At 68.4% G+C, this 18846-nt stretch carries 17 protein-coding genes and 2 pseudogenes; 9 read left to right on the top strand and 10 right to left on the bottom strand.

All coding sequences use genetic code 11. The features are described 5' to 3' along the window. Window positions 1–4: 4 nt before the first annotated feature. From CP978_RS01495 to CP978_RS01470, 7 genes and pseudogenes are all read right to left on the bottom strand, one after another. Entirely contained in the window at window positions 5–916 is a 912-nt protein-coding gene (locus tag CP978_RS01495; protein ID WP_043436901.1) for a VOC family protein, read from the bottom strand. A gap of 97 nt (window positions 917–1013) precedes the next feature. Continuing rightward, complete coding sequence (locus CP978_RS01490) at window positions 1014–1952, bottom strand: LysR family transcriptional regulator (protein ID WP_043436899.1); 939 nt, start codon at window positions 1950–1952, stop codon at window positions 1014–1016. 23 nt (window positions 1953–1975) lie between these two features. Beyond that, complete coding sequence (locus CP978_RS01485) at window positions 1976–2935, bottom strand: sugar ABC transporter substrate-binding protein (protein ID WP_043436896.1); 960 nt, start codon at window positions 2933–2935, stop codon at window positions 1976–1978. Window positions 2936–3064: 129 nt separating this feature from the next. Beyond that, window positions 3065–4078, bottom strand: a complete 1014-nt coding sequence (locus tag CP978_RS01480; RefSeq protein WP_052453915.1) for an ABC transporter permease — start codon at window positions 4076–4078, stop codon at window positions 3065–3067. After that, window positions 4075–4746, bottom strand: a pseudogene (locus CP978_RS36320) (ATP-binding cassette domain-containing protein); the annotation flags it as partial. The gene CP978_RS01480 and the pseudogene CP978_RS36320, both read right to left, overlap by 4 nt. Window positions 4747–5067: 321 nt before the next feature. Next, window positions 5068–5589 (bottom strand): annotated as a pseudogene (locus CP978_RS36315) (ATP-binding cassette domain-containing protein); the annotation flags it as partial. Between the two features lie 32 nt (window positions 5590–5621). Next, window positions 5622–6218 carry a carboxymuconolactone decarboxylase family protein gene (locus CP978_RS01470; protein ID WP_043436890.1) on the bottom strand — a complete coding sequence of 199 codons (597 nt, stop codon included), beginning with the start codon at window positions 6216–6218 and terminating at the stop codon, window positions 5622–5624. Between the two features lie 215 nt (window positions 6219–6433). Between CP978_RS01470 and CP978_RS01465 the strand changes: the two genes are divergently transcribed. Continuing rightward, window positions 6434–6838, top strand: coding sequence for a cupin domain-containing protein (locus CP978_RS01465; RefSeq protein ID WP_043436888.1), 405 nt, complete (start codon window positions 6434–6436; stop codon window positions 6836–6838). A 145-nt stretch (window positions 6839–6983) separates the two neighbouring features. Here CP978_RS01465 and CP978_RS01460 read toward each other — a convergent pair whose 3' ends face one another. Beyond that, window positions 6984–7883, bottom strand: coding sequence for a LacI family DNA-binding transcriptional regulator (locus tag CP978_RS01460; RefSeq protein WP_249044195.1), 900 nt, complete (start codon window positions 7881–7883; stop codon window positions 6984–6986). A gap of 494 nt (window positions 7884–8377) precedes the next feature. Between CP978_RS01460 and CP978_RS01455 the strand changes: the two genes are divergently transcribed. Genes CP978_RS01455 through purU form a run of 3 tightly spaced genes read left to right on the top strand, consistent with a single transcriptional unit; the run spans window position 8378 to window position 11559 of the window. Further along, window positions 8378–9724 carry an aminomethyltransferase family protein gene (locus CP978_RS01455; protein ID WP_043436884.1) on the top strand — a complete coding sequence of 449 codons (1347 nt, stop codon included), beginning with the start codon at window positions 8378–8380 and terminating at the stop codon, window positions 9722–9724. Window positions 9725–9781: 57 nt separating this feature from the next. Continuing rightward, a complete protein-coding gene (locus CP978_RS01450; RefSeq protein WP_052453914.1) occupies window positions 9782–10654 on the top strand; it encodes a methylenetetrahydrofolate reductase in 873 nt (290 codons plus the stop codon). Beyond that, a complete protein-coding gene (gene purU, locus CP978_RS01445; RefSeq protein ID WP_043436881.1) occupies window positions 10651–11559 on the top strand; it encodes a formyltetrahydrofolate deformylase in 909 nt (302 codons plus the stop codon). Before CP978_RS01450 ends, purU begins: the two co-directional genes overlap by 4 nt. A gap of 109 nt (window positions 11560–11668) precedes the next feature. On the opposite strand, the gene CP978_RS36015 is transcribed toward purU, so the two are convergent. Then, window positions 11669–11794 carry a hypothetical protein gene (locus tag CP978_RS36015; protein ID WP_260421107.1) on the bottom strand — a complete coding sequence of 42 codons (126 nt, stop codon included), beginning with the start codon at window positions 11792–11794 and terminating at the stop codon, window positions 11669–11671. On the opposite strand from CP978_RS36015, the gene CP978_RS01440 reads away from it, so the two are divergent. Continuing rightward, window positions 11793–12656 carry a bifunctional 5,10-methylenetetrahydrofolate dehydrogenase/5,10-methenyltetrahydrofolate cyclohydrolase gene (locus tag CP978_RS01440; RefSeq protein WP_043447891.1) on the top strand — a complete coding sequence of 288 codons (864 nt, stop codon included), beginning with the start codon at window positions 11793–11795 and terminating at the stop codon, window positions 12654–12656. The two genes, CP978_RS36015 and CP978_RS01440, sit on opposite strands and share 2 nt — an antisense overlap. A gap of 80 nt (window positions 12657–12736) precedes the next feature. Here CP978_RS01440 and CP978_RS01435 read toward each other — a convergent pair whose 3' ends face one another. After that, complete coding sequence (locus tag CP978_RS01435) at window positions 12737–14533, bottom strand: hypothetical protein (protein WP_227745285.1); 1797 nt, start codon at window positions 14531–14533, stop codon at window positions 12737–12739. 444 nt (window positions 14534–14977) lie between these two features. Here CP978_RS01435 and CP978_RS01430 point away from each other — a divergent pair, with 444 nt between their 5' ends. The 4 genes from CP978_RS01430 (at window position 14978) to CP978_RS01415 (ending at window position 18809) form a co-directional block, all read left to right on the top strand. Continuing rightward, window positions 14978–15931 carry a GntR family transcriptional regulator gene (locus CP978_RS01430; RefSeq protein WP_227745284.1) on the top strand — a complete coding sequence of 318 codons (954 nt, stop codon included), beginning with the start codon at window positions 14978–14980 and terminating at the stop codon, window positions 15929–15931. A gap of 490 nt (window positions 15932–16421) precedes the next feature. Further along, the gene (locus CP978_RS01425; RefSeq protein WP_227745283.1) at window positions 16422–17276 is read left to right on the top strand and encodes an ABC transporter ATP-binding protein; all 855 of its coding nucleotides are present in this window, start codon (window positions 16422–16424) and stop codon (window positions 17274–17276) included. Between the two features lie 16 nt (window positions 17277–17292). Then, window positions 17293–17955 (top strand): SRPBCC domain-containing protein, encoded by a 663-nt coding sequence (locus tag CP978_RS01420; protein WP_052453913.1) that lies wholly within the window; start codon window positions 17293–17295, stop codon window positions 17953–17955. Continuing rightward, window positions 17952–18809, top strand: a complete 858-nt coding sequence (locus CP978_RS01415) for an HpcH/HpaI aldolase family protein (protein WP_043436877.1) — start codon at window positions 17952–17954, stop codon at window positions 18807–18809. The genes CP978_RS01420 and CP978_RS01415 overlap by 4 nt, the downstream gene beginning before the upstream one ends. Window positions 18810–18846 lie beyond the last annotated feature (37 nt).

The following is an 18846-nucleotide window of genomic DNA, read 5'->3' as shown; positions in this document are numbered from 1 at the left end:
CGGGTCAGGAGGTTTCCTGGTCGCGGTTGGTGCGCAGGGCCCAGATGTGGTGGGGCGGGGTGGTCCCGTGGACGCGGGTCTCGTAGGAGGCGTCGACCCGGTCCATGTCGGCGGCGTACTCGACGCGGCCGCCGCAGGGGGCGTGCAGGAAGCGGAAGACGTTGGAGCCGATGGTGTGGCGGCCGAGGCGGCGGGCCTCTCGCCAGCCGCGTTCGATCATGTGGTTGCCACCCTCCACCACGTCGTCGAAACCGGGGACCTCGTAGGCGATGTGGTTGACGCCGGCCTTGTCGGGGCGGTGGCACAGGAGCATGGTGTGCTGGTCGTCGTCACCGGCGGCCTGCATGAAGACGCCCATCGGTTCGACCACGTCGGTCGCCCGGAAATCCAGCCGGTCGAGGTAGAAGGCGAGGGCCTCGTCCTTGCCCCGCTTGGGGATGTTCAGGGCGACATGGCACATGCGCAACGGGCGCACCCGGTCGATGGGCTGAAGGAAGCTGTTCCAGCGGGTGACGTTGCCGAGTGCGTTGGCGGGGCGGGGGACGACGGTGACGGGCCGGGGTCTGGCGAGGGCCAGGCCGACCCCGAAGCCGGTCTCGTCGATGCAGTGGTGCACTCCGTCGACGCTCTCGAAGACCGTACGGTCGCGGCCCACCGCGGCCACCAGGCGCTCCAGTTCGGCGGCGGTGTCGACGCCCCAGACCACCTCGCGCAGGGTGGGGCCCGGCTCCACCGGGGGCGGCAGCTGCGGGCCGGGCCGGCTGTCCAGGTGCAGGGTCTGCCCGGTCAGGGTCTCGAACACCGCGTGCTCTTCGGTCTTTTCCACCAGGAGCAGTCCGAAGTCCTCGAAGAAGCGGACACATTCGTCGAGGTCGTCGATACCGTACGTGGCCGATTCGATTCTCTGGATTCCCATGGATTCCTCGTCTCCTTCTCGCTCGGCGAGCGTAGGTTTCGAATCGTGCGGGCCTCAACGCCCCGAGCTCCGCTGAATACGCAATCGTTTCTTGCGGCTACGGGCGGGCGGCTGGATCCGGTGACCGCCGGCGGATGTCGGGAATGGGATTCTGAGAGAACCATCCGCCGAGGAAGTCGAGGAACACGCTGATCTTGCGCGGGGTGGCCTGCCCGGGTCCGTAGATCGCGAACAGCGGGCGGTCGGGTACGGGGAGTTCGGGCAGCAGGACCTCCAGGGCACCGCCGACGAGGTCGTCGTAGGCGGAGCGCTGGGGCAGCAGGGCGAGCCCGCGGCCGTGCACGGCCGCCTTCTGCAGGGCGAGGTAGGAGTTGGACGAGAACGCGATGTTGCGGATCTTGTGCAGGGTGGAGTTGTGGCCGTGCCCGAGCCGCCAGACAGGATCGTTGACGTGGACCAGGCAGTCGTGGTGGGCGATTCCGTTCGGGTCGGTGAGCGGTCCGCTGCGGTCCAGGTACTCCTTGGACGCGCAGAGCACGAAGGGCAACGAAGCGATCTTCTTCAGCCGGACGCTCGAGTCGCGGAGATCCCGCGTGTGGAAAGCCACGTCGAAGCCGCTGTCCAGGAAGTCGTAGGTGCGGTCGGACATTCCGCCCAGCTCGAACCGGACCTGGATCTTCGGGTGGGCGGCGGAGAACGCCGCGATGGCGTCCCCGAGGTCCAGACTTCCTATCCACTTGGGGCAGATGATGCTGAGCGTGCCCTCGGCGCGGTCGTGGAGCCGGGCCACACCGGCGTCCATGGAGTCGATCTCCTCCAGGATGCGGGCCGCGAACTCGGCGTACCGCCGGCCCGGCTCGGTGAGGCTCACCGAGCGGGCCGTGCGGTTGACCAGACGGACCCCCACCTGCCGCTCCAGTTCGGCGACATGCCGGGACACCAACGACCCCGACGACCCCAGTCTTTTGGCCGCTCCGCTGAAGCTCCCGACCTGGGCCACGGTGACGAAGCTGTGCATGAGGAGCAAGCGGTCCATTTTTCCTCCGAAGCCTGCGCTCTTTACTTGGGGCAGTACTGGGGCGCGTCGTTCAGGTTGTCCTTGGTGACCAAGACAAGGGGAATGTTGGCGATCTTGTCAACACTGGCCTTTTTGCTGAGCAGCCCGAGCACGTTCTTCACCGCGGTGTCACCGATGGTCATCGCCGAATTGGCGACGGTCGCGCCGAACCTGCCGTCCTTGACCGCGGCCACGCCCTCCGGGGTGCCGTTGACGGTCACGATCGTGACGTCCTTGTGGCCGGCCGCGTCGAAGGCCTTGCGGGCGGCGAAGGCCATCTCCTCATTGGCGACGAAGACATAGCTCAGCTTCGGATGGGCCTGGATCATGTTCTCGGCGACGTCCTGCGCCTTGACCGGGTTGAACATGGCGGGCTGGTCGGCGACCACCGTGGCGTTGGCCGGCAGGGCGTCCTTGAACCCGCCGACGAGCAGGTCGGAGGCGGCGCCGGGGGCGCCCGCGATGATGCCGACCTCGGCCTTCTTGCCGCCCGCGTCCTTGGCGACCCACTCGGCGTCGAGCGCCCCGGCCTTCTTCAGGTCGACCACGGCCGCGCCGAGGACGTCGTCCATGTCGCTGGTGGCCACCGAGGTCAGATAGAGGGGCACACCCGCGGCCTTGGCCTTGGCGATGTCCCCCTTGAGCGCGTCGACGTTGACCGTCTGCACGATCAGCGCGCTGACGTTGCGGGAGGTCATGTCCTCGATGTTGGACAGCTCGGCGCTGGAGTCCTGGTGGGAGTTGGCCGTGTAGATCTTGGCGCCCTCTTGCTTCGCGGTCTGCTCGACGGCCTTCTGCAGACAGGTGTGGAACTCGGTGTCGGCACCGTTGACGAACCCGAGGGTCACGCCGCCGGTGGACGAGTTCGCGTCGTCGTTGTCCTTGCCGCAGCCGCTGAGCACCAGGGTGGCGCCGATGGCGGCGGCGAACAGCGCCTGACGGGAGCGAACGTTGAGTCTCATGTGACGTGCCTTTCACACAGGGATGCGAGTGGCCTGTGAATTTTGTGAGCAGATGGTGAACTTCGAGGGTGCGGGGCACCGCTGCGCCGGACAACGGTCCGGTGGGCTACGACCGGATGGGCGCCGGGGTCAGCGGCGTGCTGACCGTGCCTTGTGGAACTCGTTGGCGATGGCCGCGATCAGGAGCACGGCGCCCACGGAGACCGGCTGGAAGTTGCTGGAGACCTGGATCAGGTTCAAAGCGTTGGCCACCACCCCGAGCAGCACCACGCCGAGCGCAGTGCCGATCACGGTGCCGTGGCCGCCGGCCAGCGAGGTCCCGCCGATCACCACCGCGGCGACGGCGGTGAGCTGGAGCGAGAGCCCACCCGTGCCGGGGCTGCTGGAACCCAGCCGGGACAGCAGCATCAGGCCGGCAAGTCCGGACAGCGCGCCGGTGATGCCGTACAGGGCGAGTTTGCGGGCGGCGACGTTGATGCCGCTGAGGCGGGCCACGTGCTCGTTGCCGCCGATGGCGAAGGCGTCCCGGCCGAACACCGTGAAGCGCATGACGAGCGCGGTGACCAGCAGCACGACGATCGCCACGATGAGCAGATACGGAACGCCGAGCACCTTGTCGTTGCCGAAGGCGAACATTTTGTCGCCGATGGAGACGCTGACGCTGTTGAGGATCAGCAGCGCCACGCCGTCGAGCAGAGTGGCCGTCGCCAGCGTCGCCACGAAGGGCGCCACCTTGGTGAAGGTGACGACCAGACCGTTGACCAGTCCGATGGCCGTGGCCAGCAGAATCGAGGCCACGACCGTGAAGCCGGTGGAATGGCCGTGCGACAGCAGTTGCGCGCCCAGCGCGGTGGTCACGGCGACATTGCCGCCCATGGAGAAGTCCATGCCGCCCGCGGTCATCAGCAGCGTCAGCCCCGCGGCGATCACGGCGGTGACGCTCACCTGGCGCAGCACGTTGACGATGTTGGCCTGGGTGGCGAAGGAGTCGGTCTGGAGCACGGTGGCGACCACCACGACGACCAGGACCGCCACCAGGCCGGCGTGCGGCACGTGCAGCAGGTTGCCGGGGGTGAACCGTTTACGGGGCGTCCCGGACGGGCCGGCGACGTCCGGCGCGTCGGGAAGTGTCTTGACGCTCACTGCGGTTGACCTCCGAGAGCGGTGGCGACGAGTTCGTCGCGGGTGATGGCGTTGATGTCGTGTTCGGCGACTGTGCGGCCGGCGCTGACCACCACGACACGGTCGGCAAGGCGCATGACCTCCTCGGGTGAGGAGGAAGCCATCAGCACCGCCACACCGCGCGACGCGAGATCGTCGACCAGGGCATGGATGTCGGCCATGGCCGCGACGTCCACCCCGTTGGTGGGGTCCTCGAGGAAGCAGGCGACCGGTTCGGTCTGGAGCCACTTGGCCAGCAGCACCTTCTGCTGGTTGCCGCCGGACAGCGTGCTCACCGGCGGGTTGCCGGCCGGCGCGACCACCCCGTAGGTCTCGCGCAGCGGCGCGGCGCGCCGGGCCAGGGCTCCGAGGCGATGCAGACGGCGGCGGGCGAACCGGTCCCCTGCCAGCATCAGGTTCTCGTCCACGCTGAGCCCGGCGATCAGACCGAGTGCCCGCCGGTCGCCCGTGACACAGCGCAGCCCTCCGGCGAGCGAGGCCCGGACCCGGCCGAAGGGTACGGCGGTGCCGTCGACGTGCAGGTGCCCGGCCCGTGGGCGGCGTCGGCCGGACAGCAGGTCGAACAGGCGCGACTGGGCGTCCCCGGCCGGTCCGAGCACCGCGACGATCTCACCTTTGCGTACCTCCACGGTGAAGTCGCGGATGGCCCGTCCGTCGCTCAGGGCCCGTACGGCGAGCCCGATCTCGTCCTTGGGGGCGGGCCGTTGCCCACGCCGGGAGACCACGTCCCGGCCGACCATGGCGCGCACCAGGGAGGCGGCGTCGAGATCGGCGGCCGGTGCGCTGCGGACGAGGGCCCCGTCGCGGAGCACGGTGACGCGGTCCGCGACGGCCATCACCTCGTCGATGTAGTGCGAGATGTAGACCACGGCCACGCCGTCGTCGCGCAGGGTGCGCACCAGGTCGCGGATCTGCTGGGCGTCCTTGGCGCTCAGACAGGCGGTGGGTTCGTCGAGGATCAGGATCCGTCCGCCGCGGCGGACCTCCCGGGCCACCTCCACCATCGTCTGCTCGGCGACGGTGAGCGAGCCCGCGGTCCGGGTGACATCGATGCCGATGCCCAGGCCGGCGAGTGCCTCGCGTGCCTCGGCCCGCAGCGTCCGCCAGCGCACGGCGCCGCCGGTGGCGGGCAAGTCGCCGAGCATGATGTTCTCCGCGACGGTCAGACCCATGGCCAGCTCCCGGCGCTGCGGCACCGAGGCGATGCCGAGGCGGCGGGCCCGGCGCACGGTGAGTCCCGGGTAGGCGTGTCCGCCCGTCTCGACGGTTCCGCCGTCGGGCTGGTGCACGCCGGAGAGGACCTGCACCAGAGTCGACTTGCCGGCGCCGTTCATGCCCATCAGCGCGTGCACCTCGCCCGGATACAGGTCGAGATCGACGCCCTTGAGCGCGGCCGCCCCGCCGAAGCTCTTGGTGACACCACGGACGCGGAGCAGGGGCACAGGGCCGGCGGGCGGTTCTGCCGAGGTCATGACGGCACCTCCCCGGGCTTTCCCGGCCGCTTTCACGGCCGGGGCCCGTCCCCGCCGGCCGCGGCCGGCCGGGTGTAGCCGCGTACATCTGGGAAGGGCGGCTCGCGGTCGGGCTGGAGGTCGACCTGGAAGGTGTTCAGGCACATGCCGAGCATGGTGAAGTTGCCGAGGGCGCCGATGGTATCGACCAGCCCCTTGGCACCGAAGTGCTCCAGCGCGCGGGCGAAGGTCTCGTCGGAGACGAAGTGCTCCTCCAGGACCTCGCGGCAGAACTGGTAGAAGGCCTGGTCCGTCTCGTTGTCGAAGTCCGCCGCACGCCTTTCGGCGATGGCCTTGACCGCGGCCTCCGGGATGCCGGCCTCGATCGCCTGGTGCACATGGGCGTTCCAGGAGTACTGCGCGTCCCAGTTGCGGGCCGCCATGAGCAAGGTGAGCTCGCGCAGGTGGTTGGGAAGGCCGCAGTCGAAGCGGGCGAAGGCACCGAGCGACTCGGCACGCTCACACATCTCCGGGCTGTGCAGCCAGACGCGGAACGGGCCGCGCACCGCGCCGCGGCGACCGGCGATCCGGGCGGCCAGCTCCAGTTGGCGCGGGTCCATGTCGTCTTCGCTGAGAACGGGGAGTCTCATGTGGCCGATACCTGCCTTTTCAGTCCAGCACGCTTCCGGCACGGGTCGTGACCACGTGCGATGCCAGGTGACGGTACAGGCGGTGTCAGGAAGTGCACCCTTCCCGGAGCGCAAGGTAAAACTGCGCGCCGGATCTCACCCGTTCACGTCCACGCGACCTAACGTCGATCCGCGCAGTGCCGCGAACACCCACCAGTGACAAGAAGGAACTCCGGATGACCACCATCATCAAGGCCGCATCGGTCCCCCTGCTCGACCGTGGCGGATCCGTCGTGACGACGCCGCTGATCACGACGCCCTCGGCAGGCGGGGAGAACCGCATCACCAGCGGAATGAGCGTGTACCCGGTCGGCTCCGGGGCACCGCTGCACTCCCACAACTGCGACGAGCATGTGACGATCCTGGAGGGCGAGGCGGAGGTGTGGGTCCAGGGCGAGGTGACGAAGCTGGAGCGCTTCGACACCACCTACATCCCTTCCCCCATACCCCATTTGTTCCGCAACACAGGCGACCGCCCGCTGCGGATCCTGTGGGTGTACTCGTCGGGCCATGTCACACGGACGTTCACCGCGACCGGCCGCGTGGTCGAACACCTGTCGGCCGAGGACCAGATGGGCTGAGGCCGCCGGTTCCCGAGTCGCCGAGGGCGATGCCGAGTTCGAGGGCTGCTCGTTCCCCGCCATGCGAGACGCCTGCGGGGTGCCGGCGGCTCTCGGTGAAAGCGCTTCGGTCTCTCGCGGGACAATCACGGGCCGGGGACGCGGGTCAGACCGACTGGCGGTCCACGACCCGGGCCGGCGGTGGCCGCAGGTCTCCGGTGCCGAGGCCCAGAGCGAGCCGGGCGCTGAGCCGTCCGTGGGCTTCGGCGTTGATGTGGATCGTCGTCAGTGCGGGGGTGACGTATGCGCCGTACCCGTTGTCGTCGAAGCCGATCACGGCGATCTCGTCCGGGACGGCGCGGCCGAGATCGCGCAGGGCCGCGAGCACGCGCAGGGCGACATCGTCGTTGAAGCAGGCGATCGCGGTCACTTCGGGGGCGTCGGCGAGGAACGCCGCGACGGTATCCGCGCAGGCCGCCCGGTCCCGCGGGGCGGCGAACGACGCTGGTACGGGGATACCCGCGTTCGTGGCGGCGTGGCCGGTGAACTTCAACCTGGTGGCGGTGAGCGGGGACTTGGTATCCGGAAGGGCCAGGGCGATGTGGGTGTGGCCGTGCTCCACCAGGTGGCGGATCTGCAGGGCTGTGTGGGCGGCGAGACCGTCGCGCCATCCGCCTCCCGCGTCGTCGAGTTCGCGACCGGTGAGGTACGTCCCGCCGAAGTGGATCACCGCGCGGGGGGCGATGGCGTCCAGTACCTGTTGGGTGGATTGCGGGGTGTGATGGCCGTGTCGTACGAGGAGGACGTACTCATGGGCCGCCAGTTCCGCGTCGAGCCCGTGGACGTAGCTGCGGGAGTACTCGCCCTCCAGGCCGGCGTCGATGTTCAGCACGACGATGCGGGAGGACCCCTCGCGCAGTGCCCGTGCGACACCGTGCGGCACATAGCCCAGATCCCGCGCGGCCTGCTTCACCCGGTCCCGGGTGGCGGCGGAGATCGTCTGGTGGGGGTCGTCGTTGAGGACGAAGCTGACGGTGGCGCGGGAGACTCCGCTGGCCGCCGCCACGTCGTTCAGCGTGACTCTTCTGGAAGCGCCCATCAGCCCTGCCCCGATGCGGTTGCGTGCCCCGTCCCTCGCTGGGACGGCGCTCACTCATTCTAGGAATGATGTCCAGGGCTGGAGGGCGAGGTGTCGCACCCTGCAGGCCGCGCCGTATGCGGTTCGACGGCCGGACATCCGCGACAAGGGCTAGAACGATTAAGTGATCCGCTGTAACGTGTGGGCCGAGACATGGGCCCCCGTCGTGGGCTTCGCCGAGCACGCCGCCACGACCGGGAACTCCTGGCGCACTTGCACGCGTTGTGGAACACCGGTTTCCGTGCCGACCGGAAGTCCGTCGCCGGACTTCCGGGAAATGGGCCGCAAGCGTCTCACCGGACGCGATAGCCCTCGGCGGCTCGCGTCAGACCGCTCAGCAAGATCAATTCACGAAGTCGGCCGCGCCGGTTCTCGGAATCACTAGATCGATCTAGTAGACGGATGCTCTTGAGAGGAGCCGTATGACAACCCTCAGCCTTCAGGACGGCATCGACGAAGCCGGCTCGCCCGTCGGCCTGCTGTGGAAGCCGGGCGCGGAGCCATGGACGCCCGAGGTGGTCGCGCGCGAGTACGTCGGCTGGCGCAGGGAGCAGGCGGCCTGGCACGAAGGGGTCGCCCTCCTGAACCTGTCGCACCACATGTACGACATGTGGATCGAGGGGCCCGACGCCACCCGGGTCCTGGCGGACTACGGTGCCAACGACTTCGAGAGGTTCGCCGTCGGCCAGGCCAAGCAGTATGTGCCGGTGACCCGGCACGGGAACATCGTCACTGACGGCATCCTTTCCCGGGAGGGCGAGGAGGCGTACATACTCAGCGGCGTACCGGCCAGCCAGCACTGGGTGCAATACCACGCTGAGAGGGGCGGCTACGACGTCTCCTTCGTCACCGACCCGTCCTCCGCGTTCCGACCCGGTGGGGGAGACCCGAAGCTGTTCCGCTATCAGATCCAGGGTCCGCTCGCGCTGGAGCTGATCGCACGGGTCTTCGGCGGCCCGATACCGGAGACGAAGTTCTTCCACTCCACCCCGGTCACCTTGGACGGCCGTGCCTTCAAGGCGTTGCGTCACGGTATGGCAGGCCAGGCCGGCTACGAGTTCATCGGGCCCTGGGAGCACGCGGGCCACGTCCACGAGGCGTTCCTCAAGGCCGGTGAGCCGCTCGGGCTGGTCCAGGTCGGCGCCCTGGCGTATGCGACGCCGAGCGTGGAGAGCGGCTGGGTGCCCTCGCCGGTCCCCGGCATCTACAGCGACCCCGACCTGGCGGAGTACCGCACGTGGCTGCCGCTGTTCGGTATCGAGGGCAAGCGGCCGCTGAACGGCAGCTTCTTCTCGGAGAACATCGACGACTACTACGTATCTCCGTACGAGTTGGGCTACGGGAAGATGATCCACTTCGGCCATGACTTCCAGGGACGTGACGCCCTGCTCAAGGCGAAGGGGGACGGAGGCCTGCGCAGGAAGGTGACCCTCGTCCTCGACCCCGACGACGTGCGGCGCGTGGTGGGCGGGGGAGAGGACCCGGGCTTTGTGCTGAGCTACGCCCGCCAGCGAGTGGAGACCTCTGCGGGGCTGGCCGGCGTCACCATGCAGACGGCGTCGATCGACCCCGTCGGCGCCGTTCTGTCCCAGGCGCTGATCGACGCCGCGCACGCTGAGCCCGGCACGGAGGTGGTGGTGGTCTGGGGCGAGCACCCCGGTCCCGGTACCGACCCCGAAGCCGACCTCGGGTTCCCCCGCATCCGCGCCACCGTGCAGCCCAGCCCGTTCGACCGGCACGCCCGCACCGAGTACCGCCGCAACGCCTGACCTGTCCCGGCGCCGCCCGGTCTCTCCGGGCAGCAGCGCCGGGGGACAAGGAGCACGATGAACCCCCTCAGCACAGCCGCGGCGGCGGTCGGTACGTCGCTGCTGCAGGACTTCTCCCTGGAGATGACCGCCAAGGACGTGCCCAGCTTGGAAGCGGCCCGCGGCTCGATCCCCCAGGGCACCCGTATCAACGTCACGTTCCTCGGTAACGAGGACCTGGAGATGCGGCTTGGAGCCGCCCGGGCCGTGAAACGCCACGGGTTCGTGCCGGTACCGCACATCTCCGCTCGACGCCTCGGCTCGCGAGCCGACTTCGAGCGGTACCTCAGCGGGCTCCAGTCCGACGGAACCGGCGAGAACGTCTTCACCGTCGGCGGCGACCCGGCCCAGCCCGAAGGCCCTTACCCGGACTCCCTCTCTCTCATCGACTCGGGTCTGCTCCAGGCATACGGCGTCCGGCACGTCGGCATCAGCGGATACCCGGAGGGCCACCCGGACATCGCGGAGGACGTGCTGTGGTCCGCGCTCCGCGAGAAGAGCACATCGCTGGCTGCCCAGGGTGTGGACGCCGACGTGATCACACAGTTCGGCTTCGACGTCGACCCGGTGCTTGCCTGGATCGAACGGGTCCGCGGCGAAGGGATCGCGCACCCTGTCCGCATCGGTGTCCCGGGGCCCGCCGGTGTACGGCGCCTGATGTCGTACGCCACCCGGTTCGGTGTGGGCACCAGCGCCACCATCGCCAAGAAGTACGGTCTGTCCCTCACCAACCTCATGGGGACCGCGGGTCCGGACCGGTTCCTGCATGCCCTGGCAGAGGCGTACGACCCGCTCCGGCACGGCCAGGTGAAGATCCATTTCTACACTTTCGGTGGTCTGGGGGCCACCTCCGAATGGATCGTGCGGTTCAGGAAGGAAGCACTCGCATGACAGTCACTCAGGCCTCACCGGCCGCCGCCACCAAGAAGAACAAGGGGATGGACCACCAGGCCGCGCTGATCGTCCAGGGTGCCGACGCCACCGGCATCGTCGCGGCGGTGACCGGCGTCCTCAGCCGGCACGGCGCGAACATCGTCTCCCTCGACCAGTACTCCGACAACCCGGAGGGCGGTGCGTTCTTCCAGCGCACCGTTTTCGGCCTGGCGGGCCTGCATGCCGCTCTCCCCGGGCTGCGTGCCGAGTTCGACGACGAGCTGGTGAAGAAGTACGGCCTCACCTGTAACCTGCGCGACATGTCGGTGCCCAAGCGGGTCGCGATCTTCGCGTCCAAGTCGGACCACTGCCTGCTCGACCTGCTCTGGCGCCACCGTCAGGGGCAGCTGCCCGTCAGTATCGCCATGGTCGTCGCCAACCACCCCGACACCGCCGGGGCGGTGCGCAGCTTCGGCATCCCTTTCTTCCACGTTCCCTCCACGGGACCGGACAAGTCCGCGGCGGAGGCCGAACACCTGCGGTTGCTCGAGGACAACGTCGACTTCGTCGTCCTGGCCCGTTACATGCAGATCCTGTCGGCCGACTTCATCGACACGGCAGGCGTGCCGATCATCAACATCCACCACTCCTTCCTTCCCGCGTTCGTCGGTGCCGGCCCCTACGCCAAGGCGAAGGAACGCGGTGTGAAGCTGGTGGGCGCCACCGCGCACTACGTCACCGAGGACCTCGACGAGGGCCCGATCATCGAGCAGGACGTCGTCCGGGTGAGCCACGCCGACACGGCCGCCGACCTCGCCCGACGCGGCGCCGACGTGGAACGGGCCGTCCTCTCCCGCGCAGTGCTCTGGCACGCGGAGGACCGGGTCATCCGCAACGGCAACCACACCATCGTTTTCGCCTGACTCTCGCCCAGAAACGCGCCTCGACAGGGAACCCGCCCGGACAGGGCGGGCGGTCCTGCCGCGTGCCGGATTCCCACTCCTGGGCGCCGGCGAAGGAACGATACGACCTCTACGCGGGATTGCCCGCCGGCACCCGGCTTCCGGTGTCGTGCAACCTCGGCTTGTCGGCCGCGGTCGCGCACGAGTTCTCCTCGCCGGGCGGATCGTCCGCCGACAGAAAGCGATTTGCCAGCATGACACTCACCATCAATGGCACGGAGATCGCCCGGAGCATCCGAAGCCGGGTTGCCCAGCGGGTGGCTGAGACGGCTGCCACCGGAAAGCGGCCCGGACTCGCGACGATCCTCGTCGGCGACGACCCGGCGAGCGCTGTCTATGTAGCCGCCAAACGCCGTGCCATTCGCCAGGCGGGCATGCGTGACTTCCACCGTCATCTGCCCCGGCACGCCAGCCGGGGCGAGGTGGCCGCCGTCATCGACGAACTGGCCGCCGACCCCGATGTCTCCGGCATTCTGCTCCAACTCCCCCTTCCGGCACAGCTCGACGCCGGGCCCCTGATCGACCGCATACCCGTCACCAAGGATGTCGACGGTCTTACCACGGCCAGCGTCGGCCGACTGGCCCGCGACGAGAAGGGCTTGCGCCCCTGTACGCCGAGCGGCGTCATCGAACTGCTCGACGCCGAGGGCATCGAGCTCAAGGGTGCCTGCGCCGCCGTCGTCGGCTGGGGCGCCCTGGTGGGCCGGCCTCTGGCTCAGCTGCTGCTTCGGAGAGGCGCGACGGTGAGCATCGCCCACGAGTTCACCGCCGACCTCGCCTCCGTCACTCGCACCGCCGATATCGTCGTCGTGGCCACCGGCGTCCGCGGCCTCATAGGTTCCGAACACGTCAAATCAGGTGCCACCGTCATCGACGTCGGCATCCACCGCACTCCCGACGGCTTGGTCGGCGACGTCCGCGCCGCAGAACTTGACGGCATCGCCGGCCGTATCACTCCCGTACCCGGCGGCGTGGGCCCGATGACCATTGCCATGCTGCTGGTCAACACACTCCGGGCCGCAGAGTGGGACTCCGCGCGGGCGGCGTTATCCGTGTAGGAACCTCGTGCTCGGCGCGGTCACACGGCGGCCGCCTTGTGGTCCGTCGCGTCGAAGGAGCACAAGACGGCCGCCTCAGGTCACTGGGCAAGCACGCTCTGCGGGAGGTAGAGCGGCATGGAATCCTCCCACTGACTGTCGGTCAGCAGCTGTTTCCCGGAGCCGTCCGCGTTCATGGCCATGATCTGGCCGTAGGGTTGGAAGGTGTCGTCGTACAGCGCCGCTTCCTCCCGGAAGCCGTACATCCCGCTGTTGTAGAGGATCCGTCCGTCGTAGTTCCACACGGCGTGCCCGTCGTTCGCGCCGCTGGTGGTCAGGACCCGCAGATTGCCGCCGTCGGGCTGGATGGTGCACACGTCGAAGTTGGTCGGGCCGGTCTTGCGGGTGAACAGGATGAGCTTGCCGTCCGCGGACCAGTCCGGCAGGTTGTCGGACTCGGTGGTGAGCACGCTCGTCGTCCTGCTGGCGAGGTCGAGGACGCGCAGGCCGCTCTCCTTGCCCCACACACGGTAGACGATCTTGCTTCCGTCGGCCGAATAGCTGGGGAAACCGGCGTTGGTGGAGTTGTCCGTGAGCGCCTCCGCTCCGGTGCCGTCGCTGCGCACTCGCCAGATCGCGGCTGCCATGGCGGCGCGTTCCTGGAACCAGCCGCCCAGACCGAAGGCGATCCATCCGCCGTCCGGTGACCAGGTGGGCCGGAAGGCGCCGGCCAGTCCCTCGGCGAGGAGCGTCGGATCCAGGCCGCTGTCGGCGGTGTTGAAGACGACCTTGAGATCGGAGCCGTCGGGTTTCAGGGTGACGATCGAGGAGTTGGCGAGCCCGGTCTGTTTTTCGGTGATGGCGAGTCGGCCCTGCCGTGACAGGACCGGGAACACGTCGCAGAAGCGGTAGTCCCAGTCCGCGTCCCAACTGTAGAGCGTGTCGTCGAGCGCTCGGCTGGTGAAGTCCTGCTTCTCGTAGATCACCGACTTCCCGTCCGGCGACCATGCGGGTGAGCGCAGCGACCGTTTGACGGCCGGCCTGCCCGATGTGTAGGCCAGGCCCTCGTCGGGCCCGCCCTTGATGAGATAGCCGATCTCGGTGTTGGTCACGTACTGGGGCGAGACCTTCAGGTTGGGCCCGGAGGTGTGCACGACGCGGTTGGTACCCGTTGCGACGTCGACGGAGACGATCTGGGACTCGACGATCCCGATGTCCTCCGGACGATGGGCGCCCCAGGTCCCTTCGGTGGTGATTTCGTAGTAGACGATCCGCTGACCGTCCGGCGACCACTTCGGCGAGCCCAGGCAGTATCCGGGTTTGGTCGCCAGTTGACGGAATCCGGTGCCGTCCGGCCGGATGACATAGATGCTCAGTTCCTGGGTGTGCTCCCAGCCCCTGCCGTCGTCGTGGCCGCGCCAGGCCGTGTTGCGGTCGCTGGAGAAGGCGATCCACTGTCCGTCTGGCGACCAGACGGGCCGGAAATGGCCGTCAGGGCTGCTGGGGTCACCGGCGAGCGCGGGCGTGCCGGTCAGGTTGGTCAGCGCCCCGGTCTTCATGTCCATCAGCCATATCCGCGACAGATGGTCTGCCGAGCGCGTGGAGGAGAAGACCAGAGTCCTCTTGTCCGGCGACAGGGCAGCGCAGTCGTTCACCGACGGCCCGGTCACCAGAGGCTGGACGCCGACCACTTGGCCCGCACCGTTCAGACTGCCCCAGTAGACGTCGGAGTTGCCGTCGCCCGTCCGTTCCGATGTGAAGAACACGTTCTTGCCGTCGGGGGAGAAGCCCGGGTGGCGGTCGAACGCCGCGCTCTTGCTGTCCAGCAGCCTGCGCTCGTTCGAGCCGTCGGTGTTGGCGATGTACAGGGTGGACGACGACGGTGCGATGCGGTTCATCAGCATCACACCCTTCTTGCCGGCACCGGCAGCCGCCACGGCGAAGGAGGTCGGCAGTAAGTTGGTGGCCGCGGCAGCGCCAACTGCCGCGCCGACTGCCAGAAATGCTCTGCGGTTGAGTTGGGGTGACATCGCTGTATCAGGTCCCTTCGCGGTCGGCGGACACGCAACCGCAGGGGGAAGTTGTCGCCCGGTGGCGACCAGTTGCCCTGCTGGTTCGTGGTATCAGCCGACCGTGTCCGACGGTCCCTCGGCTGGTTGCGTCAGTCGGCCTGTCGGCTGCGGCTCAGCTGACGTCCGAGTGACGGGTTGATTCATACAGCCACACGCGTCCGCCGAGTAGATTGTCGAACAACTCGCGATGGACCGTAACACCGCCGCATGGCTCCAACAAGAAGTGTGCACGAAAATCGATGCCGGTGGTGTCCTGGCGTTCAGGAGCGCTTGAGATTGTTGGACAAACAGGGTGGGTTGATGATGGTGTTGGCGGCGTTGCCGGGGCTGCTGCGCGCTGGCCGTAAGGCGGTTGTGGTGGTGAGCGCCAACACGGGGAGCGCCTCGGCTGCCGAACATACTGCTCAGCAAGTCGGTGCCCACTCTTCAGGAACCATAGGTGATCACATGGACCCCAGATTTCGCGACAAGACGGGCGAATCCGATAACGCGACGCCGACCCGGCACAGTCAGGCTTACGAAGGTCTGCGTTCAGCGCTGCTCTCGGGAAGCTTCGAACCGGGCACCCGGCTCACCGAGGCGGATCTGACTCAGCGGTTCGGCGTCTCGCGGAGCACCATGCGAGCCGTACTGGTCCAGCTGGCTCAGGAGGGCTACGTCACCAGCGAGGTCAACCGTGGCGTCCGTACGCGGGACTTCTCCGTCGAGGAAGCCATGGACATCCTGGAGGCACGCGAAACTCTGGAATCGGCCCTGGCGGGCAAGGCCGCCGAACGTGCGAGCGATGAGGAAATCCGCGAACTGCGCCGCACACTGGAGAGCATGGCGGACTGCCAGGCTCGCGGCGACGAGAAGGGATACTCCCAAGGCAACCGAACCTTCCACCAGCAGGTCAAACGTGCCGCTCACCAGCAGACCCTCGCCCGCGCCCACGACACACTGCTCTATCCCCTCGTGATGCGGCAGTACCGTGACCTCTCCGCACCGCATCCGCGAGCCGGGTCACTCGAAGAGCATCAGGCCATCCTCTTGGCCATCCTCACTCGCAACCCGGACGCAGCCATTGCCGCGATGCGCCATCACGTCGGCTCCGCCCGCCGGGCCCTGCTGTTGCGATCCGGCCGCAACGATGCGACGCCCTCGGCCACGGAGAACGACCCCAGGGCCGCCTCCGCCAAGGCTGTCGCCGATCGGTCGGCGGATCCCGATCCCGCAGGAGCGTAGACCCACCCTGGTGGTGCGTCCGCCGACTGACCCTTCCGGGCATGGAACTCCGCTGCGCCGTGCGTTCCGTCGGGCCGTCCTCCGAGCCGAGCTTGTGGCCGCACCTGTGGTCCGGACGGAGGACGGGTCTGCCCGGAGGGACGGCCGATATCTGCTGCGGATGCGCCGCGCACTTGTGTCTTGATGGCCTCGGCGCCTTCGTGACCGCGGTGATCTTCCTCGCTCTGATCGGTGTACGCGTTCGTACAGCCCACGGTGCCGGCGTGACGGCAGCGGCGACCTCCGGGCCGTGAGCAGTACGTCCGGGTGCTGCTCTATCGGGTGTCGACCCTTCGAGCCCTCAAGGATTGTCCAACAATAGTTGACCGGATTGAAGTTTAACCTCGCCCTGGTCCTGGTTTTTCTTGCAGGAGTCTTGCCGTTGTGGGTCGAGCGCGTTACGTTCCCTGCAGTTCTTGTCGGACAATCCAGATACGCCACCGTATGAACGATGGGCCAGGCCGCCCTTCTCGAGGGGCAGGCCGAGGAGACGAAGATGTCGACCAAACAGCGCGCCCCGCAGACGGAAGCACTTCGCTTCGAGAACGTGACCCTGGAGTTCCCGGGGAGCCATCGACCCGCCATCAGGGACGTGTCCTTCCAGATCGACCGCGGCACGTGCGTCGCCGTGATCGGTCCCAGCGGGTGCGGGAAGAGCACCCTTCTCAATCTGGCCGCCGGACTGCTCTCTCCGACCGACGGCCGGGTCTACTTCGGCGGCGAGGAGGTCGACGCCGTCAACTCGGAGGCGGCGTACGTGACTCAGCAGACGGACCTGCTGCCGTGGCTGAGCGTGAAGGCCAACATCGGCCTGGCCCTGAAGTTCCGCAAGGTCCCGAAGGCGGAGCGCGAGGCACGCATCGCTCACTGGGTCGACGTCGTCGGGCTCACCGGATTCGAGAACCACTACCCCCGCGAGCTGTCCGGCGGTATGCGCAAGCGCTGCGCGATCGCGCGGGCACTGATCTACGACCCGTCCATCGTGCTGATGGACGAGCCCTTCGGGCCGCTGGACGCCATCACACGGCTGAAGCTCCAGCAGGAACTCCTCAACTTGTGGCAGGAGCAGAAGGGCACCCTCGTCTTCGTCACCCACGACCTCAACGAGGCCCTCTACCTCGCCGACGAGGTGGTCGTGATGTCCGAGGGACCGGGCACAGTCCGCCGCGTCCTCCCCGTTCCCTTCGGGCGCCCCCGCACCATCGGCTCCCTCATCGAGTCGCACGAGTTCTCCGAGCTCTACAACGACCTGTGGAGCCTGTTCAAGTCCGACGCGAAGGCGACCGACGCCGCCCAGCGGTCATGAAGCGAGGTCCACACCCTTGATATCCATCGCCGAAAAGATCGACGTGCCGAGCCCGCCGGCACGGGTCTGGGAGACCATCTCCGACCCCTCCGCAGTCGTGTCCTGCATCGGCGGCGCCGAGTTGGGCGAGTCCCACGACGACGGTTCCTTCGACGGTGTCCTCGTCGTCAGGTTCGGTGGCATCCGGGTCAGGTTCGCCGCCCGCATCACCCTGGAACTGGACCAGGACGAGCGGGAAGGCCGACTGACCGCGCGGGGCCGGGACGGCCAGGGTGCCACCCGGTTCAGCGGTGGTGCCGTCTTCCGGGTGAGCGAGAACCCGGCCACCGACGGCACACAGGTGGCCATGACCGGTGAGATGAACCTCTCCGGGAAGCTCGCCCCGCTCATCGAATCGGGCGCTGGTGTCGTGGTGTCCAGGATGACCCGGGAGTTCTCGGCGGCACTCGTCGAACGCTGCGCCCTCCCTGATGCCACCGCGTCCGAGTCCACCACCGACGAGTCCGACGCCGTTGCCGTGCCCGACGACACCGCCGCCCCCGCGGTGCGCCCCGGCTGGTGGCGACGTGTCCGCGACCGGCTCGCCCGCCTGTTCGGCCGTGGACGCTCCCGCCCGCCGGCCGACGCCGCATCCGCAGGCACGTCCGCACCCGCCCCGTTTCGAGGAGGCCGTCCGTGACAGCCCGGCTCAACAAGGTCATCGCCCGTCTCGCCCAGGGCCGGCACGTCTTCGCCTCGTTCGCGCTGGCCGACCCCCTTGCCGCGCTCGACTTCGTCACCACCTCCTACGACGCGCTCGTCTTCGAGACGGAGCACAAGCCGTGGGACGCCGTCGCTCTGCGCGACAGCTTCCAGTACCTGCTCGACCGGCGTCAGATCCGGACCTCGGACGAGCCGGGTCCGGCGCTCACCCCTCTCGTGCGGATCCCCGTCAACGGTGCCGAGAAGGCGCAGTGGCACGCGAAGCAGGCCCTCGACCTCGGTGCCTTCGGTATCGTGTGGCCGCATATCTCCACCGTGGAGGAGGCCCGCAACGCGGTGGCCGCCTGCCGGTATCCCTCGCTGCCGGGGGAGCCCCGCCACGAGCCGGCCGGACTGCGCGGCGACAGCCCGAGCGCCGCCGCCCGCTACTGGGGCGTCTCCAACCAGGAGTACTACCGGCGCAGCGACGTCTGGCCGCTCGACCCGGACGGAGAGATCCTCGTCGGCCTCATGATCGAGGACCAGCAGGGCATCGAGAACCTGCCGGGCATGCTCGACGAGGTGCCGGGCATCGGTCTCGTCGTCATCGGTGAGGGCGACATGAGCCAGGAGCTCGGCATCCCGCGCCAGTACGACCACCCCCGGATGCTCGAGTGTAAGCGGCGCGTGCTCGACATCTGCAACGCGCGCGGCGTCCCTGTTGGGCACCCGCACGTCACCGCCGACAACGTCAAGCAGGTCCTCGACGACGGCTACCGCTTCCTGATGACCGCACCCGTGCGCACCTACCCGGGCCTGGAGCTGGGCCGCTCCCTCGCCGGCCGCGCCTGACCGCCGGCCGGGTCCGGCCTCCGACCGTCACCCTCCC

Source organism: Streptomyces nodosus (assembly GCF_008704995.1).
Classification (GTDB): Bacteria; Actinomycetota; Actinomycetes; order Streptomycetales; family Streptomycetaceae; genus Streptomyces; species Streptomyces nodosus.
This window is presented reverse-complemented; position numbering and strand designations above follow the sequence as displayed.

Bases quoted from the DNA above. Each gene is read 5' to 3' on its own strand.
- CP978_RS01465 (WP_043436888.1), top strand. From the start codon at position 6,434: ATGACCACCATCATCAAGGCCGCATCGGTCCCCCTGCTCGACCGTGGC.
- CP978_RS01485 (WP_043436896.1), bottom strand. From the start codon at position 2,935: ATGAGACTCAACGTTCGCTCCCGTCAGGCGCTGTTCGCCGCCGCCATC.
- CP978_RS01490 (WP_043436899.1), bottom strand. From the start codon at position 1,952: ATGGACCGCTTGCTCCTCATGCACAGCTTCGTCACCGTGGCCCAGGTC.
- CP978_RS01440 (WP_043447891.1), top strand. From the start codon at position 11,793: ATGACACTCACCATCAATGGCACGGAGATCGCCCGGAGCATCCGAAGC.
- CP978_RS01450 (WP_052453914.1), top strand. From the start codon at position 9,782: ATGAACCCCCTCAGCACAGCCGCGGCGGCGGTCGGTACGTCGCTGCTG.
- purU (WP_043436881.1), top strand. From the start codon at position 10,651: ATGACAGTCACTCAGGCCTCACCGGCCGCCGCCACCAAGAAGAACAAG.
- CP978_RS01455 (WP_043436884.1), top strand. From the start codon at position 8,378: ATGACAACCCTCAGCCTTCAGGACGGCATCGACGAAGCCGGCTCGCCC.
- CP978_RS01425 (WP_227745283.1), top strand. From the start codon at position 16,422: ATGGGCCAGGCCGCCCTTCTCGAGGGGCAGGCCGAGGAGACGAAGATG.
- CP978_RS01495 (WP_043436901.1), bottom strand. From the start codon at position 916: ATGGGAATCCAGAGAATCGAATCGGCCACGTACGGTATCGACGACCTC.
- CP978_RS36015 (WP_260421107.1), bottom strand. From the start codon at position 11,794: ATGCTGGCAAATCGCTTTCTGTCGGCGGACGATCCGCCCGGCGAGGAG.
- CP978_RS01435 (WP_227745285.1), bottom strand. From the start codon at position 14,533: ATGAACCGCATCGCACCGTCGTCGTCCACCCTGTACATCGCCAACACC.
- CP978_RS01470 (WP_043436890.1), bottom strand. From the start codon at position 6,218: ATGAGACTCCCCGTTCTCAGCGAAGACGACATGGACCCGCGCCAACTG.